This is a genomic window from Albibacterium sp., assembly GCF_035514885.1.
GTDB lineage: Bacteria > Bacteroidota > Bacteroidia > Sphingobacteriales > Sphingobacteriaceae > Albibacterium.
In genome coordinates, this window is sequence record NZ_DATJCH010000005.1 from 212,810 (window position 1) to 236,568 (window position 23,759).

Annotated in this window: 19 protein-coding genes; 16 read left to right on the forward strand and 3 right to left on the reverse strand. The window is 35.8% G+C overall.

The window, feature by feature from the left end; genetic code table 11:
* Nucleotides 1-47: 47 nt before the first annotated feature.
* The 11 genes from VL047_RS01730 (at nucleotide 48) to VL047_RS01775 (ending at nucleotide 13,950) form a co-directional block, all read left to right on the forward strand.
* Nucleotides 48-581 (forward strand): OmpH family outer membrane protein, encoded by a 534-nt coding sequence (locus VL047_RS01730; RefSeq protein ID WP_325357882.1) that lies wholly within the window; start codon nucleotides 48-50, stop codon nucleotides 579-581.
* Between the two features lie 195 nt (nucleotides 582-776).
* A complete protein-coding gene (locus VL047_RS01735; protein ID WP_325357884.1) occupies nucleotides 777-2,687 on the forward strand; it encodes an amidophosphoribosyltransferase in 1,911 nt (636 codons plus the stop codon).
* 12 nt (nucleotides 2,688-2,699) lie between these two features.
* Entirely contained in the window at nucleotides 2,700-3,149 is a 450-nt protein-coding gene (locus VL047_RS01740) for a dCMP deaminase family protein (RefSeq protein WP_325357886.1), read from the forward strand.
* A gap of 29 nt (nucleotides 3,150-3,178) precedes the next feature.
* Nucleotides 3,179-5,017: a UbiD family decarboxylase gene (locus VL047_RS01745; RefSeq protein WP_325357888.1), complete on the forward strand. Its 1,839-nt coding sequence runs from the start codon at nucleotides 3,179-3,181 to the stop codon at nucleotides 5,015-5,017.
* Between the two features lie 75 nt (nucleotides 5,018-5,092).
* Entirely contained in the window at nucleotides 5,093-5,458 is a 366-nt protein-coding gene (locus VL047_RS13525; protein WP_414635296.1) for a DUF6686 family protein, read from the forward strand.
* Between the two features lie 135 nt (nucleotides 5,459-5,593).
* Nucleotides 5,594-6,121 carry a ferritin gene (locus VL047_RS01750; protein WP_325357890.1) on the forward strand — a complete coding sequence of 176 codons (528 nt, stop codon included), beginning with the start codon at nucleotides 5,594-5,596 and terminating at the stop codon, nucleotides 6,119-6,121.
* A gap of 193 nt (nucleotides 6,122-6,314) precedes the next feature.
* Nucleotides 6,315-8,981, forward strand: coding sequence for an outer membrane beta-barrel protein (locus tag VL047_RS01755; protein WP_325357892.1), 2,667 nt, complete (start codon nucleotides 6,315-6,317; stop codon nucleotides 8,979-8,981).
* Nucleotides 8,978-9,949, forward strand: a complete 972-nt coding sequence (locus tag VL047_RS01760; protein ID WP_325357893.1) for an NAD(P)H-quinone oxidoreductase — start codon at nucleotides 8,978-8,980, stop codon at nucleotides 9,947-9,949. The genes VL047_RS01755 and VL047_RS01760 overlap by 4 nt, the downstream gene beginning before the upstream one ends.
* Before the next feature lie 65 nt (nucleotides 9,950-10,014).
* Nucleotides 10,015-11,565, forward strand: coding sequence for a glutamine-hydrolyzing GMP synthase (gene guaA / locus VL047_RS01765; RefSeq protein WP_325357895.1), 1,551 nt, complete (start codon nucleotides 10,015-10,017; stop codon nucleotides 11,563-11,565).
* A 25-nt stretch (nucleotides 11,566-11,590) separates the two neighbouring features.
* Complete coding sequence (locus VL047_RS01770; protein ID WP_325357897.1) at nucleotides 11,591-12,760, forward strand: ABC transporter substrate-binding protein; 1,170 nt, start codon at nucleotides 11,591-11,593, stop codon at nucleotides 12,758-12,760.
* Between the two features lie 23 nt (nucleotides 12,761-12,783).
* The gene (locus VL047_RS01775) at nucleotides 12,784-13,950 is read left to right on the forward strand and encodes an RsmB/NOP family class I SAM-dependent RNA methyltransferase (protein ID WP_325357899.1); all 1,167 of its coding nucleotides are present in this window, start codon (nucleotides 12,784-12,786) and stop codon (nucleotides 13,948-13,950) included.
* Here VL047_RS01775 and VL047_RS01780 read toward each other — a convergent pair.
* From VL047_RS01780 to VL047_RS01790, 3 genes are all read right to left on the reverse strand, one after another.
* Nucleotides 13,947-14,519 (reverse strand): MarC family protein, encoded by a 573-nt coding sequence (locus tag VL047_RS01780; RefSeq protein WP_325357901.1) that lies wholly within the window; start codon nucleotides 14,517-14,519, stop codon nucleotides 13,947-13,949. The two genes, VL047_RS01775 and VL047_RS01780, sit on opposite strands and share 4 nt — an antisense overlap.
* An 18-nt stretch (nucleotides 14,520-14,537) precedes the next feature.
* The gene (locus tag VL047_RS01785) at nucleotides 14,538-16,046 is read right to left on the reverse strand and encodes an APC family permease (RefSeq protein ID WP_325357903.1); all 1,509 of its coding nucleotides are present in this window, start codon (nucleotides 16,044-16,046) and stop codon (nucleotides 14,538-14,540) included.
* Between the two features lie 143 nt (nucleotides 16,047-16,189).
* Nucleotides 16,190-18,391, reverse strand: a complete 2,202-nt coding sequence (locus VL047_RS01790; RefSeq protein ID WP_325357905.1) for a sodium-translocating pyrophosphatase — start codon at nucleotides 18,389-18,391, stop codon at nucleotides 16,190-16,192.
* Between the two features lie 336 nt (nucleotides 18,392-18,727).
* Between VL047_RS01790 and rpsL the strand changes: the two genes are divergently transcribed.
* The 5 genes from rpsL to mgtE all read left to right on the forward strand — a co-directional run bounded on the left by rpsL (nucleotide 18,728) and on the right by mgtE (nucleotide 23,754).
* Nucleotides 18,728-19,144 carry a 30S ribosomal protein S12 gene (gene rpsL / locus VL047_RS01795; protein WP_132224644.1) on the forward strand — a complete coding sequence of 139 codons (417 nt, stop codon included), beginning with the start codon at nucleotides 18,728-18,730 and terminating at the stop codon, nucleotides 19,142-19,144.
* A 22-nt stretch (nucleotides 19,145-19,166) separates the two neighbouring features.
* Nucleotides 19,167-19,634 carry a 30S ribosomal protein S7 gene (gene rpsG / locus VL047_RS01800; protein ID WP_325357907.1) on the forward strand — a complete coding sequence of 156 codons (468 nt, stop codon included), beginning with the start codon at nucleotides 19,167-19,169 and terminating at the stop codon, nucleotides 19,632-19,634.
* A gap of 96 nt (nucleotides 19,635-19,730) precedes the next feature.
* Nucleotides 19,731-21,839 carry an elongation factor G gene (fusA, locus tag VL047_RS01805; RefSeq protein WP_325357909.1) on the forward strand — a complete coding sequence of 703 codons (2,109 nt, stop codon included), beginning with the start codon at nucleotides 19,731-19,733 and terminating at the stop codon, nucleotides 21,837-21,839.
* A gap of 63 nt (nucleotides 21,840-21,902) precedes the next feature.
* A complete protein-coding gene (gene rpsJ, locus VL047_RS01810; protein WP_002993539.1) occupies nucleotides 21,903-22,208 on the forward strand; it encodes a 30S ribosomal protein S10 in 306 nt (101 codons plus the stop codon).
* A 166-nt stretch (nucleotides 22,209-22,374) separates the two neighbouring features.
* On the forward strand, nucleotides 22,375-23,754 hold the full coding sequence (gene mgtE / locus VL047_RS01815; protein WP_325357917.1) for a magnesium transporter: 1,380 nt from the start codon (nucleotides 22,375-22,377) through the stop codon (nucleotides 23,752-23,754).
* Nucleotides 23,755-23,759 lie beyond the last annotated feature (5 nt).

The window sequence follows — 23,759 nt, forward strand, 5'->3', positions numbered from 1 at the left end:
ACGAGATATAAACTAGAATAAATAACAATAAAAAGAACAAATTAGAAATGAAAAATTTAATAAAAGCAATCGCTATAGTTGCCGTAATTTTCTTCTCAGCTGGAGTTGCCAATGCTCAACAGAAATTAGGACATATTAACTCCGGTGAGATTTTACAAGCTATGCCTGAAGTCAAAACAGCTGATGCTGCATTTGAAACATTCCGTCAAACAAAATTGACTGAATTAGAGGCAATGGATAAAGAGCGCCAAGCAAAAATCGTGACATTTCAAGAGAAGTACAAAACTCTTACTGAAGAAAATCAAGCTGCATTAGGCCCAGAACTTGAAGCATTAAACCAAGAAATTCAAACTATGGAGCAAAGAATCAATGAAGCAGATCAGAAAGCCCAAACTGACCTTACTCAAAAGCGTGAAGAGCTTTATAAACCTATTTTAGATAAAGCTGAAACTGCAATTAAAGCTGTCGCTAAAGAACAAGGATTTGCTTATGTTTTTGATACACAAAATCAAGCAATAGTTTATTTTGATGGCGGAGAAAATATTACAGCTTTAGTTAAGACTAAATTGGGTATTCAATAGGACTTAAAAATCCTCTTCAATATTCGTTGAATAGCCCTTGTTGCTTATTGGCGATCTTTTAGTTATTATTTATAAGAAAGCGGATCAATTATGATTCGCTTTTTTTCTTTAATTAATTGATACTTATTAGTGAGAAATAAAATAATACTTTCAATGGCGTTAAGAATTCCTTAATTTTGCAATTCATTTTCAACTATGAGTGATTCAATCAAACACGAGTGCGGTATAGCACTAATCCGTTTATTAAAACCTTTATCATTTTATCAAGAGAAGTATGGCACATCCCTATATGGACTAGACAAGCTGTATTTACTTATGGAAAAACAGCATAATAGGGGTCAGGATGGTGCTGGTATTGCTACAATTAAGCTTGATATCAAACCTGGACATCGATATATTAGTCGATACCGGGCATTGGGAAAGAATGCAATTTCAGAGATTTTTGCACATGTTCAAGAAAAGTTTGCTAATCTTCAGAAGACTAATCCTGAGAAACTTGCCGATAGCACTTGGTTAAAGGAGAATATGAGTTTCACAGGAGAGGTTCTAATGGGTCACTTACGATACTCTACTCAGAGTAATAACAGTTTGGAAAATTGTCATCCTTTTCTTCGTCAGAATAACTGGAAGACTAGAAATCTTGTTATCTCGGGGAATTTCAATATGACAAATGTTGATGAATTGTTAGAGCAACTTTTTGAGCTGGGTCAACATCCTAAAGAGCAGGTAGACACAGTAACGGTATTGGAGAAGATAGGGCATTTTTTAGATACAGAGAACGATGCTTTGTTCTCTCAGTTTAAGAAAGAGGGTTATACAAATGTTGAAATAAGTGAGTTGATTGCTAAAAATCTAGATGTAGCTACGATTTTGCGACGTTCTGCAAAAACGTGGGATGGTGGATATGCGATTAATGGAATTCTTGGACATGGAGATGCTTTTGTTATGCGTGATCCTGCAGGAATTCGTCCGGCATTTTATTACCAAGATGATGAAGTGGTTGTTGTTACATCTGAACGACCGGCAATTCAAACAGCTTTTAACGTTTCAATTGATGATGTTAAAGAAATTGATCCTGGACATGCTTTAATTATTAAGAAAGACGGGACTGTCTCTATTGAGCAGTTTATTGCTCCTACAGTAAAGAAAGCTTGTTCTTTTGAAAGAATATATTTCTCTCGGGGAAGTGACGCATCTATTTATAAGGAAAGAAAGATGCTCGGACAATTATTGTGTGATTCTGTTTTAGAAAAAGTAGATTACGATATTAAGAATACGGTCTTTGCTTTCATCCCTAATACGGCAGAAATTGCATTTCAGGGCTTGCATGATGGAATTAATAGTTATGTCAGGGAATTGCAGGGCAACTGTCTTTTGCATCGTGTGGATAAAATTTCTGATGAAGAAATGAGTAATACTATTAACATCGTTCCGCGTTTTGAAAAGTTAATAATTAAAGATGCAAAATTGCGTACATTTATTACTCAGGATGCAGATAGGCAAGATATGGTAGCACATGTATATGATACAACTTATGGTGTTGTTAAGCCAGGTGTTGATACAATTGTTGCTGTAGATGATTCTATTGTAAGGGGAACAACTCTGAGACAAAGTGTATTGAAAATTTTAGATAGACTTAAGCCTAAAAAAATTGTTATAGTTTCTTCAGCTCCTCAAATTAGGTATCCTGATTGTTATGGCATTGATATGTCACGTATGGGGGAGTTTGTTGCTTTTGAAGCAGCAATCTCATTATTACGTCAGAGGAATATGGATCATATTATAGATGATGTATATCAGAAATGTTTATTTTCTCAAGATTTGGATAAAGAAGAAGTTGTAAACTATGTGAAGGAGATTTATGAACCTTTTACTTATGATGAGATATCTAAGGAGATTGCCAGGATAATTACACCATCAGATATTAATGCTGAAGTGGGTGTGGTTTACCAAACACTTGATAATTTACACATAGCTTGTCCCGACCATTTAGGTGATTGGTATTTCTCCGGTGATTATCCAACGCCAGGTGGAAATAAGGTAGTTAACAGAGCATATATGAATTGGATGGAAGGCAAGAATGCAAGAGCATATTTTTCTGCATAAAGTTAGTTTTTTGTGAGACAGCCAAGTTTTGATGAGATATTTATGAACCTTGCAGAGGAACTCGCATTGAAATCACATTGTATTAGAGCACAAGTTGGCGCAGTTCTATCGAAGGAGACTAGAATTATTTCGATCGGCTATAATGGTCCGCCAGCAGGAACTCATAATTGCGATGAGGAATGGCCAGAAGTTGGATGTGATAAAGATAGCAAAGGGAGTTGTTCTCTTGCATTGCATGCAGAGCAAAATGCGATTCTATATGCTGTAAAGAATGGCGCAGATTTGCAAAAAGCTACTTTATATACAACTCTTTCTCCATGTTTACCTTGCGCACGGCTAATCTTTTCAGCGGGAATTGTGCAAGTTTTTTACCGAAATTCTTATGCAGAGTATAAAGGTTTATTGGAAGATGAAGGAATTGCTTTTTTAAATCGCTTTGGAGTAGAGACGATACGCATTTAAATAGTTATTATTGATAAAAGGTAATAGTTATGGGCTATAAAAGTTTGAGGCATTGTGTTGAAGATTTAGAACGAAATGGACATTTGATTCGCGTAACGGAAGAAGTTGATCCTTATCTTGAAATGGCTGCCATCCATATGCGGGTTTATGATCAACAAGGCCCTGCATTACTTTTTGAAAATGTTAAGGGTAGCTCATTTCCGGCAGTTTCTAATTTGTTTGGCACCTTAGAGCGCTCACACTTTATGTTCCGTGATACATTAGATAATGTCAAAAGATTAGTAAGCCTTCGTTCTGATCCTTTTAGTATAGTTAAGAATCCAATTCAATCTTTTCGAGCTGTTTGTGCTGGAGTTGCAGCATTTCCGGTAAAGTCTCGATTGAGTGCGCCTATAAGTTATGCTAAAACCCAAATTAGCAATGTGCCTCAGATAGTAAATTGGCCAATGGATGGAGGATCTTTTGTGACTATGCCTCAAGTTTATACAGAGGATATTGATAAACCAGGTACAATGAATTCTAATCTTGGTATGTATAGGATTCAACTTAGTGGAAACGACTATATACAGAATCAAGAGATTGGTTTGCATTATCAGTTGCATCGAGGAATTGGTATTCACCAGACTAAAGCAAACGAATTAGGGAGGCCGTTAAAGGTGAGTATTTTTGTGGGCGGTCCGCCTTCACATGCATTGGCTGCAGTAATGCCTTTACCTGAAGGATTGTCTGAACTTACATTCGCGGGAGTTCTGGGAAATAGACACTTTCGTTATTTCTATGATAAAGAAGGGTTTTGCATCTCGGCAGATGCAGATTTTGTAATAACTGGAACTGTTTATCCCAATGAGAATAAACCAGAAGGGCCATTTGGTGACCATCTTGGATATTACAGTTTGGTTCACCCCTTTCCCTTGATGCATGTTCATAACGTTTACCATCGTAAGGATCCTATTTGGTCCTTTACAGTTGTAGGACGACCCCCCCAAGAGGATACAAGCTTTGGAGCTTTAATACATGATATTACAGGTTCAGCCATGTCAAGCGAGATAAATGGTTTGCATGCCGTAAATGCGGTGGATGCTGCCGGTGTCCATCCTTTACTATTAGCTATTGGCAGTGAACGTTATACTCCTTATTTGAAGTTGAAGCGTCCTCAGGAAATCCTGACAATTGCAAACCAGATATTAGGTACAAACCAATTGAGTCTGGCTAAGTATCTTTTTATTTCGGCATATGAAGATCAGCCGGATCTTGATATTTACGATGTGCCAAAGTTTTTTCAACATATACTCGAACGATTGGATCCAAGTCGTGATTTGCATTTTCATACTAACACATCCATAGATACACTTGATTATTCAGGAGATGATATAAATTCTGGATCGAAAGTGGTGATTGCAGCTGCAGGTGATAAATTGCGAGATCTTATTATAGATAAACCTTCTAACTTCCCGGTTTTAAGAGGGTTTGCCAATTCTAAGTTTGTGATGCCAGGTGTTATTGCAGTTGAAACATCAGAGTTTGAAGATTATAAAACAGATGGCAAATTAATTAATGAGTATGCTTCAGCATTAGAAGAATATGATTTAAGTGGTATTGGCTTAATTGTATTATGTGATGATGCTTCCTTTACTTCTGAAACTTTAAATAATTTTCTCTGGATAACTTTTACACGAAGTAATCCTTCGCATGATCTATACGGGGTAAGAAGTTTTATTTCCAATAAGCACTGGGGCTGTAAAGGGCCAATACTTATTGATGCTCGTAAAAAACCACATCATGCTCCTGAATTAGTGAAAGATGCGGAAGTAGAAAGTAAAATCAATCGTTTGGGAGTTAAAGGAAAATCTTTGTATGGTTTCATCTAACAATAAAATTTATTATTATTTGGACTCATTATAGATAATGTATATCTTCGCATGTCTTTAAGTGCGAATTATAATATGTGTAGAGATTTTAATTGTTTAAATGAGTTATATAAAACAGAATTTGGAGCTGTTTATCAATGTAATTTAAATAACTGTTATTGGTTGAAGTTCGCCGACGAGTGGTATCCCTTGAAAGTTTCAGATTTTCTATTCTTTAAAAAAGAAGTTGATTCAATAGATATTGTATCAATGTTGGTAGATTCCTCTAGGAATTCAGATGTGTTCATCTTACAATCATTTAGAGCAAGGTGTTGTTTCGTTTTAAACGCCCATGAAATATTACAACTTAAGGATTTGCTAAGTGCTGCCCGCTTTATGATTGAATTAAATAGTGTAATTCAAGAATGCTTAAGTTATTCTCCATCTTATTCCGTAAATTAGTTTACTTAGTCACTCTTTGATTGTTTTATCTATTAATTTAGATTGAATTTGTATTGCGAATTCTTAAACAATCTAACCCTATAATTGTTATTTTTGAACAGTATCACGATATTGTGTTAGACAAAATATAGGATTATGAAAGACTTACTTCGCTTAAAAACTTCTTTGAAAGAAGAAATCGAAAATATATTAAATGAGCAAATCAAAGTAGAGGCTCATTCTTCGGCAATATACTTAGCTATGTCTTCTTGGTGTGACGACCAGGGATTAGATTATAGTTCTCAATTTTTTGAAAAACAGGCTGCAGAAGAACGTGTACATATGATGAAATTTTTTAAATATGTAAATGATCGTGGAGGTCGTGCTATTTCACCAGAAATTGCTAACATTCCTAAAGATTTTGAATCTTTCCGAGCTGTGTTTGAAATGGCACTAGAGCAGGAAATGCATGTGACTCAACAAATTAATAACATTGCCGACAAATGCATGAAGAGTAAAGATTTTGTTACCTTTCAATTTCTACAATGGTTTCTGGAAGAGCAAATTGAAGAAGAATATGTTGCCAGAAGAATTTTGGAAATATTTGATGTTATTGGAGAAGAAGGAACTGGTCGTTGGGAAATTGATAAACACGTTCAAAAAGTGTCATATTCTGGCGAATAGTTTTAAATTAGAAATTAATAGAATAGGGTTATCATTGGAAAATGGTAACCCTATTCTATTGTATTAACTCGGATAATGTTCTATATTTCGATAAATTAATTTATATTCTTTTTAAAGGGTTGGATTAAGCGTTGAAAGGAAAGTAACCTGATATATTGATCATTTTATGCGGTTAATTTTGATTTTCACATTAATGTCTATTTCGTTTCTGGTTAATGGCCAGCAGACGATGGATGTTCGTGGAGTAGTTCAGGATTCTGCAGGTATAGGTTTGGCCGGGGTGAATGTTAGATTGATTTCTAAAACAGATAGTTTGTTGACATTCACAAATAATAACGGCCGATTCACTTTTCGAAATGTCAAATCGTATGAATTCCGTCTCAGCTCCAGTTTATTAGGTTACCAACTGTATGATGATTATTATAAATTAGATCCTTCGAATTCAGAGCAAATCTTTGTTGTTATGGAACCTCAAAAGAATGTTCTTGATGAAGTAGTTGTTTTTGCAGTCCCTGTTGTTATAAAAGAAGATACGATCCAATACAATGCTGCTGCTTTTAAAGTTGCTAAGGGGGCGCTTCTGGAAGAGTTATTAAAGAGGTTGCCGGGTATAGAGGTTGACAGGTCTGGTGCGGTGAGAGCTCAAGGAAGCCTTGTTTCTAGAGTAAAGGTGAATGGAGTCGATTTTTTTGGTGGAGATGTTCTAACTGCCACAAGGAATCTGCCTGCAGATATTGTTGAAAATATTCAGGTTATAGATGATTATGGAGAGCAGTCTAACTTTACCGGAATGCGTAAATCATCTTCTGAAAAAATCATTAATATTTCAATAAAAGAAGATCGGAATCAAGGTATGTTTGGTCAGTTAACTACTGGAGTAGGAACCGATTATCGATACTTAGCAAGCGCTTCGGCCAATAGTTTTAATGATGATCGTCAATTATCAGTGTTAGGTTCCATAAATAATACGAATTCCAGCTTATTTAGCTTTGGAGACGTTAGTGGAGGTGGTCAAGAAAGTGGTCCTTCCGACCTTAGCAGTATAATAGAATTAGATGATGGTATTAATAGAACAAATTCGTTTGGATTTAATTTTAGAAATGATTTAAATCAGACTGTTAGTACATATGGAGGATATATTTATACTAATCGAAAAAATAGTACTGAAGGATCAACCAATTTAACGAGTGTTTTTCAAAATAATACGATCAATAGTGAGGAGAATAGAAACTCGGATACTGAGAATGGTCGACATAGTTTAATATGGAATTTTGAATCCAATGCTAGTAGTAGGACTTACTTTAAAGTAAGTCCTACTCTATCTTATTATTCTACCAATGGCTTATCTTCAAGTACCAGTACAATAAATAATCGATATTTAAGTACACATCGTTCTTTGGATTCTGAAAATGATGTTTTTTCTCCAGATGGAGATATCAGTTTGATATTGAACCATAGATTTAAAAAGGAAGGCCGGAAGTTTAGTATAAATGTCTTAAGTACTATTTCGGGAAATGAAAAGAAGGATCGAATTAATGAGTATCGTACTAACATAGATTCTAGCATTATTAATCCTATGGAGAGCAGAGAGCAACTACAACAACTTTTGTTAAATGATCAAAGTCTCTTTAATATTCATGTACTTGGTTCTTATGTAGAGCCTATTAATAATAAAAGTTTTATTGAGTTGAATTATGAGCATAATTATGTGTCAAATAAGAATAAGCATGAAACGTTTAGTACAGGCAATTTGCAGTCTAGTTCATTGGAAGTTGATTCCACTTATATGAAGTATGCCTATCAGTTTCAAAGTAATCAAATTGGTTTTAATTATCAGTATAATGATGAACAGACAAGTTATACAATAGGCTTTGGGTTACAACCTACAAATATTGTTGGATATACATTGAATCGCGATATCTCTACGAATAAGAAATTTATCAACTTTGTGCCAAGTGCGCGTTTCGCTTATAAAATTAATAAGTTCAGTAATCTCTCGATTACCTATTTGGGTCGGAATAATCAACCAGATTTTTCTCAAATTCAACCCATTCGAGATTTATCAAATATCCAGAACTTAGTTATTGGTAATCCTAACTTAGAAAGCGAATTCATAAACAATGTTAGTCTTCAATTCAGGAACTTCAATCTTAGATCGGGAAACACTTTTTTTAGTAATCTGTCCTTTCAGAATATTAGGAATAAAATTGTTACGAATCGAGTTTCACTTAATAATAGTACCCGTCAGGAAACTAGTTTTTTAAATACATCAGGTTATTTTGATGCAAATGCATACTATCTTTATTCATTATCAATGATAGAGCAGGTTTTAAATATTAATATAAGTGGATCAGCAAATTATAGTAACAATATATCTTTTATAAACTTCAGGAAAAATAGTGGCCGCTATCTAGTATATACTCAGGCGGCTGATATTTCATATACCTTAGAAGACTGGTTGGATCTTGGATTAAGAAGTTCTTTTACACTGAACCAAACCAGAAATACTTTATCTTCAATGATAGATAATGATGCCTATACCTGGACTTTTGGCTTAGGTGGTAAAACCTATTATAAAGAATGGGCGCTTAGTTTCGATATATCTCAACGCATAAATAATGGATTTAGCGATTTTATTAGCGCAAATCCAACTTTATTAAATGTTTATATTGAACATTCATTTTTAAAAAATAAGAGAGGAACTTTTCGTATTCAAGGTTATGATCTATTTAATGAAAATACGGGTGTTACTCATGAGGTTATGGGAAATGATATCTATCAAACACGGAATAATCGCTTAGGACGTTATTTTTTAGTCTCACTTAATTTTAGAATACAAAAATTTCCAAATATGAAATGATAAAAGGAATTATATATAAAGAGCCTGGTGGTGTTGATGTACTGACAATCGTTGAAATGGAAAGACCAGAGTGTAAGGATAATGAGGTTCTTATAAAGGTGGTTGCCTCAGGAGTTAATAAGCCAGATATTTTTCAACGTAAGGGGAATTATAATGCACCGGCTGGGGTAGTTCAGAATATTCTTGGATTGGAAGTGTCTGGTGTTATTGAGGAATGTGGGAAAGGAGTGGCTCGATGGAAAGTGGGAGATCAGGTATGTGCGCTATTAGCAGGTGGTGGTTACTCGAGTTGTGTCGTTGTCGATGAGAACCATTGTTTGCCTAAACCAGCTAACCTAAGTTTTGTAGAAGCAGCTTCATTACCAGAAGTAATTTTTACTGTATGGCATAATCTGTTTCAACGAGGTGGATTATTAAATGATGACAGAATTCTTATTCATGGAGGGAGTGGTGGAATTGGAGTTGCAGCCATTCAACTTGCAAGTATTTTTGGACATCAGGTGTATGTGACTGCCGGGAATGATGATAAATGTCAGAAATGCATTGATTTAGGAGCAACAGTTGCTATTAATTATAATACTGAAGATTTTGAAGGAATACTAAAATCTAATAAAGTTGATGTGATTCTGGATAGTATAGGCGGATCTTATTTTGAGAAGAACATAAATATTCTGAGAACTGACGGGAGACTAATTTATATCAATGCAGTTAAGGGAGCAAATGTTCAGCTTAATATTGGAAAGATAATGAAGGAGCGATTAACAATTTCTGGAAGTACATTGAGAAACCGTGATGCACAGTTTAAAGCTGATCTTGCAAATGAAATTGAGAGAAATGTTTGGCCAAAAATCGAAGATGGTTTGTATAAACCTGTTATTTATAAGTCCTTCTCTTATGACAATGTAGCTATTGCACATCAATTGATGGAGCGTGGAATCCATTTTGGAAAAATTGTTTTGGAATGGTAATATCACTTAGAATTCTATAAATCAAGTTGCCGTAAAATTCAATATGATTTCCTAACTTTGGAACCATGCAAGAAAAGATTATTATCCTTGATTTTGGCTCCCAATACACACAATTAATTGCACGGCGAGTTAGAGAATTGAGCGTTTATTGTGAGATTCACCCTTATAATAAACCGCCAGAAATTGATTCATCTGTAAGAGGTATTATTTTATCTGGAAGTCCATTTTCTGTTCATCAAGAAGATGCTCCCTTTTTTGACTATTCTACTATATATAAGCAACTACCCTTATTAGGAGTTTGCTACGGTGCTCAATATTTGGCTCAACATCTTGGTGGCGAAGTTAAAGCATCTAATGTAAGAGAGTACGGCAGGGCTAACCTTCAGTTTGTGGACGATACCAATCTTTTATTGAAAAATATATCTCCTAATTCTCAAGTTTGGATGTCGCATGGAGATACTATTTCGACAGTGCCTAATAAATTTAAGATTATTGCTAGCACAGACCATGTGAAAATTGCCGCGTATCAGATCGAGGATACTCAGACTTATGGTATTCAATTTCACCCAGAGGTAACCCATAGTATTGAAGGGAAAACCGTTATAGAGAATTTCCTAATTGATATTTGTGGATGCGCGCAAGACTGGACTGCAGATATTTTTGTTGAAACTAGTATAAAAAGCCTTCGTGAACAAATAGGAGATGATCATGTTATATTAGCACTTTCCGGAGGGGTTGATTCTTCTGTAGCTGCAATTCTATTACATCATGCAATTGGTAAGAACCTTCACTGCATATTCGTTGACAATGGATTGTTGAGAAAGGGGGAATTTGAACAAGTTCTAGATTCATATAAACATATGGGCCTGAACATAAAGGGCATAGATGCTAAAGATAAATTCTATAAGCAGTTAGAAGGAATAAAAGATCCTGAAAGAAAACGCAAAATTATTGGTGCTGGTTTTATTGAAGTATTTGATGATGCTGCACATGAAATAGGTAAAGAGTTGCCTGAAGGAGTGGAGGTTAAGTGGTTGGGACAGGGAACAATTTATCCAGATGTTATTGAGTCAATCTCTGTAAACGGTCCATCAGCTACTATAAAATCTCATCACAATGTGGGAGGTTTACCTGACTTTATGAAATTAAAGGTTGTAGAACCTTTGAGATCCTTATTTAAAGATGAGGTTCGAAGAGTAGGGAAGGCTTTAGAAATGGATCCTGTTATTTTAGGAAGGCATCCCTTTCCTGGACCAGGGTTGGGAATTCGTATATTGGGCGATGTAACAGCTGAAAAAGTAAGGATTTTACAAGAGGCAGATGCTATTTTTATACATAATTTGCGCGATTCTGGTTGGTATGATCAAGTTTGGCAGGCTGGAGCAATATTTCTTCCTGTCCAATCAGTAGGAGTAATGGGAGACGAAAGAACTTATGAACATGTTATTTGTTTACGTGCTGTAGGGTCGATGGATGGAATGACTGCAGATTGGATTCATTTACCTTATGATTTATTATCAAAGATATCTAATGAAATTATTAATCATGTTAAAGGAATCAATAGGGTTGTATACGACATTAGTTCAAAGCCGCCAGCAACGATTGAGTGGGAGTAGATTAGCTGCATTTTTATTGCTACTTATGTTTATAAGTAGTTGTTCTATATTAAAGCCTAGACCTTCTGCTCCGGTTACACCACCAGATGAAAAGCCGATAGAGTCGGAGCTTCCGGAAGACGATGTTGTAAAACCAATAAACGAAAGTGTAAACTCTATCGTATTATTGTTGCCATTTGAATTAGACAAGATAAAATCTGAACCAACAAGAGCTGATGTAAAACATTCTGAGGTACCGCTTGACTTTTATCAGGGTTTTAAAGTAGCATTAGATAACCTAGTTCAGGAAGGATATAATTTTAAATTAACAGTCCTAGATACCCGAGATAACACATCTCAAAATGCACGATTGGCAGTTACTCCAGAAGTTCAATCTGCAGATTTAATTGTTGGTCCAATTTTCCCCAAAGAAATTCCTGTATTTTCTAACGCTGGTAAATTAACCTATAGTCTTCAGGTCTCTCCGCTTGCAGCATCAAAACCCTCTCAATTTAATATTCCTAATTTGGTAAGCTTAGTCGCTCCTATTGATCTTCATAGTGAAGGTTTAGCAGATTACTTGGATGATATTAAGAAGACAAATGATCGAATAATTATTATAAATAAGTTAGATGATGATAGTAGGGGATTCTTAAATCCTTTAAAGCAGAGTTTAACAAAAAAAGGTGTTAGCTATTCAGAAATTACTGATCTTAATCAGATAGGGGATATAGTTAGTACCAATGGGAAGAATTTTGTTGTATTGGGGACGCTTGATAGGTATTCAGTGAATTCAATTCTTGCGAGACTAGTTGAAACTCAAGCTCAGTTAGGTTTAACTATTGAGTTATTTGGCCACCCTAATTGGAGCAAAGCATCTTTTGATAGTATCAATTTAAACTTGCTTAAGACTAAAATAACTACTTCATATTATGTAAATACTTTTAAGTCGAATGTACGTGACTTCGAAAGGAAGTATATTGAAGAATTTAGAATAAAGCCTTCCGAATATGCATATAAAGGATTTGATACAGGTTATTTCTTTGGTTCTTTGTTAGGGAAATACGGTGCGGATTATCCTATCCATTTAACTTCTGAAGAGTATAACGGACTACAAACAAATTATAGGTTTGAGAAAAACTCCCAATGGGGTTATGTTAATTCTTACATTCGTATTCTTCAGTTTGATGGAAATGACTACGTTCCTGTAAATTGATTTGATTTTTCCTGAATATATTCATGATTAATGAAAAGCGGTTGGAGCAGCAGCTCCGTATATTTGAAAGGATTCTTCATGACTATAAGTTTGAAGAGCCATTGTCGAGGTTTTTAACGAGTTATTATAAACAACATCGACAAATGGGTTCAAATGATAGAAGAATCGCAAGTAGATTACTTTATAATTATTTTCGGTTAGGACAAGGTCTTCCAGAGTTGCCTTTATTTACGCGTTTGGCGATTTCGGAGTTGCTCTGTACAGATTCGCCTGATTTTCTAACATTAATACAGCCCAAATTGTTACCTCATACCAAGGAAAGTTTGGAAATGAAGATTAATTATCTGGACAAGGAGTATGGTTTTTCTTTAAATTCAGTGTTTCCGTTTTCAGATAGGATTTCAAAATTGATTGATCTGGAAGGATTCATTTCAGGACATTTTATACAACCTGATTTGTTTATTCGTATTCATTCTGGTCAGGAAACTTCGGTTAAAAGAGTTTTAGATGAAAATGATATTAATTATAAAGAATTCGCTTCAAGTACTTTAGGCTTTGTTAATGGTAGCCAGTTGGATAAGATAAAGTCAATCCAGGGTAAATATGAGGTTCAAGATTTTAGCTCTCAGCAAACTGGAAGCCTTTTTAAAGCAAGAGCTGATGAAAGTTGGTGGGATGCTTGTTCTGGTTCAGGAGGTAAATCCATATTGTTGAAACAGTTGCATCCTGAGATTAAATTACTTGTTTCTGATTCGCGGAATACGATATTGAGGAATCTGGATAGTCGCCTAGAGAATGCAAATATAACTGGGTATCGAAGGAAAATCATTGATTTGACAAAGGATACAGATCCAATGCTCGGAAGTGAATTGTTTGATGGAGTTATATTAGATATTCCTTGTTCTGGTTCTGGAACATGGGGACGTACTCCAGAAGGAATGACCTCTTTCTCTGAAGAAAGATTAAATCATTATATAGGATTACAACGTCAGATTATTGAAAATGTAGTTAAACATGTACGGCCAGATAAGCCATTGATTTATATTACTTGTTCAGTATACAGACAAGAAAACGAGGATCAGGTTGCGTTTCTTGAGACAAAGGGTTTTAGAGTAGAAGAAATGACTTATTTTGAGGGTGCGCCTCACCATGCAGACACACTATTTGCTGCAAGATTGATTGCCAATTAAAGTCCGGTATTTGAACGGAATAGCTTAATGGCTATTGCTAGTAGAATAATACCAAAAGCTTTTCTCAATACGCTTAAACCGGTTTTACCGAGCATTTTCTCAAGCAGATATGTATTCTTTAATACCAAATAAACTACCAGGAAATTAAGAAAAATTCCTATTATAATGTTTTGCGTCTCAAATTCTGTTTTAAGAGAAAGGAGAGTAGTTAATGAACCTGCTCCTGCTATTAAAGGGAATGCAAGAGGTATAATAGAGGCAGTTTCATAACTATCATCTTTAAATACAGTAATTCCCAGAACCATTTCCATCGCAATAAAAAATATCACCAAAGACCCTGCAATAGCAAATGACGCTACATCCACTCCAATTATATTAAGAAGTTGTTCTCCTATAAATAAGAAAGCAAGCATTATTCCCAATGCCACTAGACACGTTTTCTCTGGTTGGATTTTGCCAACCTTTTGTCTAAGATCAATGATAATAGGAATGGATCCTAGGATATCAATGATTGCAAATAGTATCATTGATACTGACAGAATTTCTTTAAAATTGAAATACGTACTCATGCCTTTAATTAAATTCTTTTATTCTTTATTATTTCTGGCTTCTGCACGGATTATACTATGTTTTCTGCCATATAGGAGATAGATAACAATTCCGATTACCATCCAGATTGCTAATCTCTCCCAACTCTCGATTGGTAGGGATCCCATTAATATAACACATACAATTATACCTAATATAGGTATGAAAGGAACCCATGGTGTTCTAAATGGTCGGTGGATATTTGGTTCTGTTTTTCTTAGAACTATGATACCAATACATACTAATGTAAATGCAAATAATGCACCAATACTTACCATATGACCTAAATCCAGAATGGGAACGAATCCTGCGAAAAGGCTTACAAATATCATAAATACTAAATTGGTTTTCCATGGTGTTTGTTTTTTGGATAGATCAGAAAACATTTTTGGTAATAATCCATCCTTACTCATACTATAAAACACTCTGCTTTGACCCAACAGCAATACTAAAATTACCGAGGTGTAACCAGCAAGAATTGCTATCATCATAAATTGATTTAGGAAAGTATATCCTGTTACTGCGAATGCTGTCGTAACTGGTCTGGCATTATTTTCAAATTCTGTATAGTTTGCCAGTCCTGTCATAACATAGGAAAACAAAAAATATAATATGGTACATACTAAAAGTGAACCGATGATTCCAATAGGCATATCCTTTTGTGGGTTTTTAGCTTCTTGTGCTGCAGTACTTACAGCATCGAAACCAATAAATGCGAAGAAAACGATTCCAGCACCTCTTAATATCCCCGTTATGCCATATTCTCCGAAATACCCCTCTTTAAAAAAATCAAATAAGCCTATCTTGCCTGATTTTAACAATTCTTCTCCTTCATTGACAGGGATAAATGGGGTATGATTAGCTGTATTCATGAATGACCAGCCCAAACTGATAAAGATTAAAACAACAGCTACTTTTACTACTACAAGAACATTATTTACAAAGGAAGACTCTTCTGTTCCACGTATTAATAATAAAGATAGAAGGCATACAATTATGATTGCCGGTAAGTTAATGATACCACTTTCTATACCTCCACTAGCTGTCTGGTATGTCTCCCAAGGTCCATGGAGGAATTGCTGGGATATATGAATGCCATATTCAGAAAGAAATTGGTTTAAGTATTGAGACCAACTTACTGCTACTGTTGCTGCACCTAGCGCATATTCTAATACAAGGTCCCATCCAATAATCCAAGCCATCCATTCACCCATGGTAGCATAAGAATATGTATAGGCACTTCCGGCTACTGGAATCATTGAAGCAAATTCAGCATAGCAAAGACCAGCAAGAGCACAAACGATAGCAGCAATTACAAACGATAGTGTTACAGCAGGTCCTGTATTTTCGGCTGCTACAATTCCTGTTAATGAAAACAAACCGGCACCAATGATCACACCTACCCCTAATGCAACTAAATGATATTTGGTTAAGGTTCTTTTCAATGTTCCAGAGCCGATTTCATTTGATTCAGCAATTAATTTTGATAATGATTTCTTGAATAGCATTTCGTTTCTCTTTTCAATAAACTAAATGTGATGTATAATTCGCTAATATATCAAACGTACAAATTTCTTGTTGAAATAATAAAGGCGACTTAATTATTTATTAAGTCGCCTTTATTATTGGGGTTTATAATTGGTAATAATAGTTAATATCTGACTATTTTAGGTTCGCTATTTTCTATAATAATCACTTTTTGAGTATCTTGTTTAATATTCTTTACTTCATGGTTAGGACCCACATTAATATGAGGAGCTATGATTAAAGATACGATTGACATTAGTTTAATCAAAATATTCATCGAAGGCCCCGAAGTATCTTTAAAAGGGTCACCCACAGTATCGCCAGTAACAGATGCTTTATGCGGTTCTGAATTCTTATAGTGCATAGCACCATCTATTTCAACTCCCTTTTCAAATGACTTTTTAGCATTATCCCATGCTCCCCCAGCATTACTTTGAAACATACCCATTAATACACCAGAAACTGTTACCCCCGCCAATAGACCTCCAAGAACTTCTGGTCCAAAAGTGAATCCTACAATGATAGGAACCAGTAATGCTATCGCACCAGGCATCATCATTTCCCGAATAGAAGCTTTGGTTGAAATAGCAACACATTTGTCGTATTCCGGTTTTGCTTTATATTCCATAATACCAGGAATTTCACGAAACTGACGTCGAACTTCTTTTACCATTTCCATAGCAGCTCGACCTACGGCAGAAATACAAAGAGCAGAGAAAATGAAAGGGATCATTGCACCAACAAACAAGCCTGCTAATACATCTGCATTATAAATGTCAATTTTGTCTATACCGGCCAATCCAACAAAGGCAGCAAATAAAGCAAGAGAAGTTAAAGCTGCAGAAGCGATAGCAAAACCTTTTCCTGTTGCTGCTGTAGTATTTCCAACTGCATCTAAATTGTCAGTACGATTTCTTACTTCATCAGGTAATTGACTCATCTCAGCAATACCTCCAGCATTGTCAGCAACTGGACCAAAAGCATCAATAGCTAATTGCATAGCAGTAGTAGCCATCATTCCGGCTGCAGCTATTGCAACGCCATAAAACCCTGCGAAATGATATGAACCGTAAATACCCCCGGCTAAAACTAAGATAGGTAACACGGTTGATTCCATTCCCACTGAAAGTCCGCCAATTATATTGGTTGCATGACCGGTAGAAGACTGTTTAATGATTGATAATACAGGTCTTTTCCCCATAGAGGTGTAATATTCTGTAATGATGCTCATTAAAGCACCTACGATTAAACCTACTATAATAGCTGAAAAAACATCTGTACTGGTAAACTCATAACCTCTTAATACCATATTTTCTGGCATAATCCATTTAACGGCGAAGAAAGAAGCTATTGCAGTTAATATAATGGATGACCAGTTTCCTAAATTCAATGCATTCTGAACGCTATCAGTCTCTTGTTTTATACGAACAAAAAATGTAGAAATAATAGAAAAGATAAGACCCAAACCGGCAATAACCATAGGAAGTAAAATAGGAGCGATTCCACCAAAGTTGTCAATTGATTGTATCTCGCGGCCTAAGACCATTGTGGCAAGTAATGTAGCAACAAATGATCCGAATAAATCAGCTCCCATTCCTGCAACATCACCTACGTTATCACCAACATTATCTGCAATGGTGGCTGGGTTCCTAACATCATCCTCCGGAATTCCAGCCTCAACTTTACCCACTAAATCTGCACCAACGTCGGCAGCCTTTGTATATATACCACCACCCACACGTGCAAAGAGTGCTATTGATTCAGCTCCTAATGAAAAACCCGCTAAAACTTCTAAAGCTTTTTGCATGGCGAGTCCGTTTACTTCTCCACCGGTATTGATAACATAAATCTGATAGAAAACAATAAACAACCCTCCGAGGCCTAAAATGGCTAATCCTACCACTCCGATACCCATTACGCTTCCAGCAGTGAATGAGACTTTAAGCGCTTTTGAAAGACTTGTTCGGGCAGCTTGTGTTGTTCTAACGTTAGCCTTAGTTGCTATATTCATCCCAATATAACCTGCTAAAGCTGAAGTAAAAGCTCCAATAATGAAAGACACTGCTATTACCCAACTAGAGGTTTCTATTAAAGTACCGGAGTAGGCAAGTAATACAGCTGCTATAACTACAAAATATGAAAGTACTTTCCATTCCGCTTTTAAAAAAGCCATTGCTCCGTCTGCAATATATCCTGCAAGAGTTTGCATATTTTCGTCTCCTGCGTCTTGCTTGTTTATCCAAGCACTTTTTGAAGCCATTATCAATAGGGCGATAATGCCGATAATTGGGATAAGGTAAATAAGGTTGTTTTGTAAGAGTTCCATCAATCGATTATTATTTAGAGTTAATATTGTAGGATAAATTGTTGTTCATAACTTCCATCAGGAATTAGTCAAAAGTAGCACGGTTATTCTAATTATCAAATTTATTTTAAACTAAATGTTATTAAATCATTTTTCCTATCATGTTGACCATTAAAAGGTAATGAATTTAGAGTAGTTTCTTTATTAGAGTAGTTTCTTTAGGGGGTTCTTGAGTTTATTCCTTAATAAGGAGTTGGTTTCTATTAATATTTTATTTTATGCTTGCTATATAAAAGGATTTGATATATCTTTGCAGTCCTAAAAAAGTATAGAATTAATAAATTAAAAAAACACTAAATGCCTACTATTCAACAATTAGTAAGAAAAGGTAGAGTAGCTTTGGTTGACAAGAGTAAGTCGCCAGCCTTGGACAGTTGTCCGCAGCGAAGAGGTGTATGTACACGTGTGTACACCACTACCCCAAAAAAGCCTAACTCGGCAATGCGTAAAGTTGCACGTGTACGTTTAACAAATGGAAAAGAAGTGAATGCGTATATTCCAGGAGAAGGGCATAACTTGCAAGAGCACTCCATTGTATTAATTCGTGGTGGTCGTGTGAAGGATTTACCAGGAGTAAGATATCATATTATTCGCGGAGCATTGGACACTTCCGGAGTAGCAGGTCGTAATCAACGTCGTTCAAAATACGGAACGAAACGTCCAAAACCAGGACAAGCAGCAGCGGCGCCAGCTAAGGGTAAAGGAAAGAAATAATTAAATTAGGAGATATTAAAAAATGAGAAAGTCAAAACCAAAAAAACGAATCATTTTGCCTGATCCGAAATTTAATGATGCTCAGGTAACACGTTTTGTAAATAATATGATGTATGACGGTAAGAAATCTATCGCATATTCAATATTCTATGATGCTGTACAATTAGTTGAAGAAAAAACTAGTGAGAATGGCTTAGAAGCTTGGAAAAAAGCTTTGAACAATGTAATGCCTGCAGTTGAAGTTAAATCTCGTCGTGTTGGGGGAGCTAACTTTCAGGTTCCAACTGAAGTGCGCCCTGAACGTAAAATTGCTTTAGGCATGAAATGGTTAATCACTTATGCACGTAGACGCGGTGAGAAAACTATGCATGAAAAATTAGCAGGTGAAATTATTTCAGCTTCAAAAGGTGAAGGTGCAGCTGTTAAGAAAAAGGAAGATGTGCATAAGATGGCAGAAGCTAACAAAGCATTCTCTCACTTCAGATTCTAAGATTAATACCATGTCTGATATAATTACACCGATAGTTTTTCACTGAGAATAACTATCGGTGTAATATTTTTGACGAAAAACGATAAAATATAAATAATGTCAAGAGACTTAAAGTATACTAGAAATATTGGTATCGCAGCCCATATCGATGCCGGTAAAACCACAACTACGGAACGTATCCTGTATTATTCAGGGACGAATCACAAATTGGGTGAAACCCACGAAGGGTCGGCGACAACTGACTGGATGGCGCAAGAGCAAGAACGCGGTATTACAATTACCTCTGCTGCAGTAACTGTTGATTGGAAATACAGAAACAACTTATACCATATTAACATTATAGATACTCCTGGACACGTTGACTTTACGGTTGAAGTGAATCGTTCTCTTCGTGTATTAGATGGATTGGTGTTTTTGTTTTCTGCTGTAGATGGTGTAGAGCCTCAATCAGAAACCAACTGGAGACTTGCAAACAACTATAAAGTTCCTCGTATTGGTTTTGTTAATAAAATGGACCGTTCTGGAGCAGATTTTCTTAAGGTTGTAGGGCAAGTAAGAGAAATGCTTGGTAGCCACGCAGTCCCTCTTCAATTACCTATTGGTTCTGAAGATACCTTCAAAGGAGTTGTTGATTTAATTAATCACCGAGGTATCGTATGGAATGAAGCAGATAAAGGAATGACCTTTACTGAAGTGCCTATACCTGATGATATGTTAGAAGAATCGGCGCTTTGGAGAGAGAAATTATTAGAAGCAGTAGCTGATTATGACGACACATTGATGGAGAAATTCTTCGATGATCCAGAGTCAATAACTGAACGTGAAATTCTAGATGCGCTTCGTAAGGCAACTTTAGACGTTAAAATCGTACCTATGGTTTGTGGTTCATCTTTTAAAAATAAAGGTGTACAAACCATGTTAGATTATGTGATGGAGTTACTGCCTTCACCTCTAGATGTTGAAGGTATTACAGGAACAAATCCTAAAAATGATGAAGAAATAGTTCGTCAACCAGATGTAAAAGAACCTTTCGCCGCATTAGCATTTAAGATTGCAACCGATCCATTTGTTGGACGCCTTTGCTTTATTCGTGTATATTCTGGAAACCTTGATGCTGGATCATATGTTTATAATGCACGTTCGGAAAATAAAGAACGTATTTCACGTATTTTTCAAATGCACGCTAATAAACAAAATCCGATTCCTAACGTTGGAGCAGGAGATATTGCTGCAGTTGTAGGTTTTAAGGACATTAAGACTGGAGATACTCTTTGTGATGAAAAGAATCCTATTATTTTAGAATCAATGGATTTTCCTGATCCGGTAATTGGTTTAGCGATTGAACCAAAAACGCAGGCTGATGTTGATAAGCTAGGTATGGCTTTATCGAAATTAGCTGAGGAGGATCCAACTTTCCAAGTGAAAAGTGATGAGGAGACTGGACAAACAGTAATCTCTGGAATGGGTGAGTTGCATCTTGATGTATTAATTGATCGCTTGAAACGTGAATTTAAAGTTGAGATTAATCAAGGAGCTCCGCAAGTAGCTTACAAAGAAGCAATCACAGGAACGGTACAGCATCGTGAGACCTACAAGAAGCAAACTGGAGGTCGTGGTAAATTTGCTGATATACAAGTTGTAATATCACCAATAGACGAAGGAAAAACCGGTCTTCAATTCGTTAATGAAATTGTTGGTGGTGCTATTCCTCGGGAATATATTCCATCTGTACAGAAAGGATTTGAATCCTCTATGAATAATGGTGTTTTAGCTGGATATCCATTGACTGATATGAAGGTTCGCCTAATTGACGGATCATTCCATGCGGTCGATTCAGATTCTTTATCATTCGAAATTGCTGCTCGCTCTGCATTCCGTGCAGCATTGCCAAAATGTTCGCCTGTGTTAATGGAGCCTATAATGAAGATTGAGGTACTTACACCAGAAGAAAATATGGGTGATGTAATGGGTGACTTAAACCGTCGTCGTGGTCAATTACAAGGTATGGATACCCGTAATGGTGTTCAAGTAATTAAAGCGCTAGTTCCTCTTTCAGAAATGTTTGGTTATGTAACTCAGTTACGTACTATCACTTCCGGTCGTGCAACTTCTACTATGGAGTTTGATCATTATGAAGCAGCACCTAGAAATGTACAGGAAGATATCGTTTCTAAATCAAAAGGAAAAGTTAGCGCTTCTGAATAATAAGTAAAATTAACCATCGGCTATTAAAAATAGCTCTAATAGCTGATATAACTAAATAATAAAATGAGCCAAAGAATTAGAATTAAATTAAAATCGTACGATTACAACTTAGTTGATAAATCGGCCGAAAAAATTGTAAAAACTGTAAAACCTACAGGAGCGGTTGTTAGTGGACCTATTCCATTGCCAACGGAGAAAAAGATCTATACAGTTTTGCGTTCTCCACACGTAAATAAGAAAGCGCGTGAGCAATTTCAATTATGTGCATACAAACGTTTATTAGATATTTATAGTTCAAATTCTAAAACTGTTGATGCTTTAATGAAACTTGAATTACCTAGCGGTGTTGAAGTAGAAATTAAAGTTTAACTACAGGAAAATTATTAAGAAAGAGGCCAATTGTGTAATGCATATTGGCCTTTTTTGTTGCCTATTATTGCGAAAAAAATCTACTCATTTTTCGTTCTTCTATTATAAAAAACCGACTTTTGTAATTGTCCCATCATATTTTATGTAAAGCCCAAAATTACTTCGTATGGATGAAATGAAAGTGTTGACAGATCAAATCGAATTGTTGATTGCCGAAGGAGACCCTGTTAAGCTTAATGAGTATTTAGATAATCTAAACATTTCTGACGTAGAGGGTTTAATCGATGAACTTCCCGAGTACGCTGACACATTTATTTCAACGTTAAGTATTAATCGTGCCGTCAATGTTTTTAGAATTCTTGATTTTCCTACTCAAGAAAGAATTGTTAAAAAATTATCAGGACCTAAGCTTGCAGAATTAATTAATGAGTTACCTCCAGATGATAGAACATCTTTTTTTAGTGAATTGCACGGAGATGCCGTAAAAAAGATGATTATTCTGCTTCCTCCGGCAGATAGAAAGGAGGCTCTTTCTTTATTAGGTTATCCCGAAGAAAGTGTTGGAAGGCTAATGACACCTGATTATATTACTGTAAAGGAGCATTGGAGTGTTGGGAGAGTTTTGGATCATATTAGAAAATATGGTAAAAATTCCGAAACGATTGATGTACTCTATGTAATTGATAGTAATGGAATACTCTTAGATGATATTAGAATTCGAGAGATTCTATTGGTTAAACCAGATATTCTAATTAGAGATCTAATGGATAATCGTTTGATTTCTCTTAAGGCTAATGATCCCCAAGAGGAGGCCATCAATATTTTCCGAATGAACAATCGAGTTGCTTTGCCAGTAACCGATGATCAACAGATTATGCTGGGTATTGTAACTGTTGACGATATTCTATGGGTCGCCAATGAAGAATATACCGAAGATATGCAACGTATCGGGGGTACTGAAGCATTAGATGAACCTTATATGGACATGTCCATTATTAACCTTGTCAGGAAGCGAGCTGGCTGGTTGGTTCTGTTATTTTTAGGTCAATTGTTTACTGCTTCTGTAATGGGTCATTTTGAGGCTCAGTTAGCTGGAGCCTTAATTTTGGCAATCTTTATCCCACTAATTATGTCGAGTGGGGGGAATAGCGGTTCTCAGGCTTCTACACTAATTATACAGGCAATGGCATTGGGTGAAGTTTCATTGGTAGATTGGTGGCGGGTAATGAAAAGAGAGATACTGTCAGGGTTATTACTCGGAGTAATTTTAGGTGTCTTAGGCTATTTAAGGTTATATGTTCAACATGTAGCATTTGGAGATTTAGGGGAGCATTGGAATTTAATTGCTCTTGTAGTGGGACTATCATTATTAGGAATCGTAACTTGGGGTTCATTAATGGGTTCGATGCTGCCTTTTATTCTTAGAAGGTTTGGAGCAGATCCGGCAACATCATCAACTCCATTTGTTGCAACTTTAGTAGACGTTACTGGATTAATTATTTATTTCTCGGTAGCAACCTATATTCTCAAAGGTACCCTATTTTAACTTTT

Excerpts from the sequence above, each read along its gene's own strand:
- VL047_RS01755 (WP_325357892.1), top strand. The coding sequence starts at position 6,315 with ATGTCTATTTCGTTTCTGGTTAATGGCCAGCAGACGATGGATGTTCGT.
- VL047_RS01750 (WP_325357890.1), top strand. The coding sequence starts at position 5,594 with ATGAAAGACTTACTTCGCTTAAAAACTTCTTTGAAAGAAGAAATCGAA.
- fusA (WP_325357909.1), top strand. The coding sequence starts at position 19,731 with ATGTCAAGAGACTTAAAGTATACTAGAAATATTGGTATCGCAGCCCAT.
- VL047_RS01770 (WP_325357897.1), top strand. The coding sequence starts at position 11,591 with ATGTTTATAAGTAGTTGTTCTATATTAAAGCCTAGACCTTCTGCTCCG.
- rpsG (WP_325357907.1), top strand. The coding sequence starts at position 19,167 with ATGAGAAAGTCAAAACCAAAAAAACGAATCATTTTGCCTGATCCGAAA.
- VL047_RS01780 (WP_325357901.1), bottom strand. The coding sequence starts at position 14,519 with ATGAGTACGTATTTCAATTTTAAAGAAATTCTGTCAGTATCAATGATA.
- VL047_RS01785 (WP_325357903.1), bottom strand. The coding sequence starts at position 16,046 with ATGCTATTCAAGAAATCATTATCAAAATTAATTGCTGAATCAAATGAA.
- rpsL (WP_132224644.1), top strand. The coding sequence starts at position 18,728 with ATGCCTACTATTCAACAATTAGTAAGAAAAGGTAGAGTAGCTTTGGTT.
- rpsJ (WP_002993539.1), top strand. The coding sequence starts at position 21,903 with ATGAGCCAAAGAATTAGAATTAAATTAAAATCGTACGATTACAACTTA.
- VL047_RS01760 (WP_325357893.1), top strand. The coding sequence starts at position 8,978 with ATGATAAAAGGAATTATATATAAAGAGCCTGGTGGTGTTGATGTACTG.
- guaA (WP_325357895.1), top strand. The coding sequence starts at position 10,015 with ATGCAAGAAAAGATTATTATCCTTGATTTTGGCTCCCAATACACACAA.
- VL047_RS01790 (WP_325357905.1), bottom strand. The coding sequence starts at position 18,391 with ATGGAACTCTTACAAAACAACCTTATTTACCTTATCCCAATTATCGGC.
- VL047_RS01775 (WP_325357899.1), top strand. The coding sequence starts at position 12,784 with ATGATTAATGAAAAGCGGTTGGAGCAGCAGCTCCGTATATTTGAAAGG.
- mgtE (WP_325357917.1), top strand. The coding sequence starts at position 22,375 with ATGGATGAAATGAAAGTGTTGACAGATCAAATCGAATTGTTGATTGCC.
- VL047_RS01735 (WP_325357884.1), top strand. The coding sequence starts at position 777 with ATGAGTGATTCAATCAAACACGAGTGCGGTATAGCACTAATCCGTTTA.
- VL047_RS01730 (WP_325357882.1), top strand. The coding sequence starts at position 48 with ATGAAAAATTTAATAAAAGCAATCGCTATAGTTGCCGTAATTTTCTTC.
- VL047_RS01745 (WP_325357888.1), top strand. The coding sequence starts at position 3,179 with ATGGGCTATAAAAGTTTGAGGCATTGTGTTGAAGATTTAGAACGAAAT.
- VL047_RS13525 (WP_414635296.1), top strand. The coding sequence starts at position 5,093 with ATGTGTAGAGATTTTAATTGTTTAAATGAGTTATATAAAACAGAATTT.